This window comes from Micromonospora maritima (assembly GCF_902825405.1).
GTDB lineage: Bacteria > Actinomycetota > Actinomycetes > Mycobacteriales > Micromonosporaceae > Micromonospora > Micromonospora maritima.
The window spans coordinates 1-2,905 of the sequence record NZ_CADEAU010000606.1 but is presented as its reverse complement, the minus strand read 5'-3'; the positions used below and the strand labels follow the sequence as shown (position 1 = coordinate 2,905).

Annotated in this window: 2 protein-coding genes; one reads left to right on the top strand and one right to left on the bottom strand. The window is 72.8% G+C overall.

Features of this window, described 5'->3' with window-relative positions; translation table 11 throughout:
* Positions 1–1,475: glycoside hydrolase family 30 beta sandwich domain-containing protein (locus HUW36_RS29850; protein WP_174531153.1), on the bottom strand; the 1,475-nt coding region annotated here is incomplete at its 3' end.
* Positions 1,476–1,732: 257 nt separating this feature from the next.
* On the opposite strand from HUW36_RS29850, the gene HUW36_RS29845 reads away from it, so the two are divergent.
* On the top strand, positions 1,733–2,776 hold the full coding sequence (locus tag HUW36_RS29845) for a lytic polysaccharide monooxygenase auxiliary activity family 9 protein (protein WP_174531152.1): 1,044 nt from the start codon (positions 1,733–1,735) through the stop codon (positions 2,774–2,776).
* The last annotated feature ends 129 nt before the right edge of the window (positions 2,777–2,905 follow it).

Below are 2,905 nucleotides of genomic sequence, written 5' to 3'. Positions count from 1 at the left end.
GGGGCGGCGGGCCGCCCGGCGGAGCTGCCGGCCGGTCGCAGCACGAGCGTGGTCAACGAGTACGGCGGCAGCGTGCGGGCGCCCGCGCTGCCCGAGCGGCCGGTGCTCACCCCGGTCGCGCCGTTGGTCAGCGTGTGCACGGTCGGCGCCTCGTCCGCCGGGGTGAACCCGGCGTAGTCCACCGTCACCGGGTGGGCGGTGTCCGGGTCCTTGTTGACCAGCAGGACCGCGAGGCTGCCGTCCGGCCGGCGCACCGCGTGCGCGGTGACCAGCGGCTGGTCGGTGCCGGCGCGGACGAACTGGTCGCCCGCGCGGGCGAACAGGTTCATCATCGACAGCGCGTGGTACGGCGCGAACGGGGTGTTGAACGGCGGCTCGCACACCTCGCCGTCGGCGGTGCAGCCACCGCTGGAGAGCAGCCCGAAGTCGCCGTGGTCGGTCTGCCCGGCCACCTCGGAGACGGTACCGATGCCGTTGTGCACGTTCCACCACTGCACGGTGAACACGCCCTGCTCGAGCAGCCCGCTGTAGGCGTCGGCCAGGAACAGCGCGCCGGGCGCGGTGGTGCGGCCGGTGTCGACGTTCAGCTCGGTGAGGCTGATCCCGATCCGGTCCGCGCCCGGGCCGGCGTACCGGGCGATCTGCTGGCGCAGCAGCCAGGCGGCGTCGGGCAGGTGGTCGGTGCGGGCCAGCGACTCGGCGGCGCTGCCGCCGGGATACCAGTGCACGTCGACGAAGTCGATCTTCGGGCCGGCGATCGAGAGCACGGTCTGGTTCCACGGCCCCGGGTCGGCGCCGGCGGTGATGCCGTCCGGCCAGTTGCCGGGCATGGTCAGCACCGCGCCGACCTTGATGCCCGGGTCGACCGCCTTCATCGCGTCGGCGTACTCGACCACAAGGCGGGCGTACTGGGTGGCGCTCTTGTCCGGGTGGTCGTCGGCCTCCCAGGCCGATCCGTAGTGTCCGTTGCCGTAGTTCTCGTTGCCGACGGTCCAGAACTTCGCGCCGTAGCCCTTGGTGACGTTGGCGTACCGCACCCAGTCGGCCGCCTCGGCCGGCGTGCCGGTGCCGTAGTTGGCGATGATCATCGGTTGCGCGCCGACCCGCCGGGCGGCCGCCATGAACGTGTCGAAGTCGGTGTCCGGCGCGACGTAGCCGCCGGGCGCGGTGTGCGTCTTCCAGTGGTAGATGTCGGCGTACGAGCCGCCGGGGTAGCGCAGCATCTGCACGCCGGCCGCCCTGAGCAGGTCGGACGTCTCGGTGCTGCCCAGCTGGGAGTCCCAGATGGCGTGGTTGACGCCGAGCGCGGTGTCCGGCACGGTGGCCAGCCCGGCGCGGGCGTTGACGGTCACCGCGACCGGGTCGGCGGCGGCGCCGGCGACCGGCGGGGCGGCGGTGGTGAGCGCGGTGGTGACGAGCAGCAGACCGGCCGCGTACGCGGTCCAGCGGCGTACGCGCGGCACGATTCTCCTCATGCGGGTGTCCTTCGTGGGATCGGACGGCGGGTGGGTGCCCGGATGGGTGTGCCGTCCTCCCGGGGCCGTGCCGGCGCCCGGGTGCCCAGGAACGGTGATCGGCTCCGCGCGGTGAGCCATCGACGTACCAGGATTCCACGGGCCGCGTCGCGCACTCAAGGCGTCAGGGCTTAATTTATAGATAGGAGTCTTTACTGTTAACAAGGTTTAATTTATGTTCGTGGCACCTTCCGATCCCCCCGAAGGAGTTGCCACCCATGCGTCGAAGACTCACTCTTCCGCTGCTCACCACCGGTGCGGTGACCGCGACCCTGGCGATCGCCGCGCCCGCGCAGGCCCACGGCTACGTCTCGTCGCCACCCAGCCGCCAGGCGCTGTGCGCGCAGAACCGGGTGCCCGACTGCGGCCAGATCAGGTACGAGCCGCAGAGCGTCGAGGGCCCCAAGGGGCTGAAGACCTGCCACGCCGGGATCGCCCAGTTCGCGGTGCTCAACGACGACAGCCGCAACTGGCCGGCCACCTCGGTCGGCAGCACCGTCACGTTCACCTGGATCAACACCGCCCGGCACTCCACCGCGAACTGGGAGTACTGGATCGGCGGCACCCGGGTCGCGGTGGTCGACGGCGGTGGTCGCCAGCCCGACGCCACCGTGTCGCACACGGTGAACCTGGGCGGGTTCACCGGCCGGCAGAAGCTGCTCGCGGTCTGGAACATCGCCGACACCGCCAACGCGTTCTACTCCTGCGTCGACCTGCAGATCGGCGGCGGTGGCGGCAACCCGACGCCCACCCCGTCGCCGACGGCGACGCCGTCGGCCCTGCCGACCCCACCGTCGGGTACGCCGTCCGCCACCCCGGACGGCACCCGGCCGCCGGTCCGACCGCCGGTACGCACCAGCGCACCGACCCCCACCCCGTCCCGCAGCACCGCGCCGCCGTCCCCGCCGGACGTCACCGCGCCTGTCGTCGGTGGCGTCAGCGCCGATCCGGGTCAGCTCGAACCGAAGGGCTGCCCGTTCGGGATCCAGAGCAGCACCGTCGCCGTCTCCGTCACCGACGACCGCAGCGGTCCGGCCGCCCTGAAGGTCACGTTCCGCTACACCCTGGAGGGCGCCGCCGGAACGGTCCGGATGGCCGCCGCCGGGCGCGGCGTGTTCACCGGCACGCTCGGCCCGTTCCCGGCGCCGAAGCAGAGCAGCCGCATCCCGATCCAGGTCACCGCCGTCGACGCCGCCGGCAACGCGACCACCTCGGCGAAACCGGTGTACGTGACGCTCTACAACTACTGCACCCCCGGCTAGGAGTACGACGTGCCCGCTGCCCAGCACCGCAGCCCGGACCGGGGACGGCCGGCGTGACGCGCCCGGAGGAGCCCACCGAGGCGCTGCCCACCCGTGCCCTGCCCGCCGACCCGGCCCGGGACGCGGACG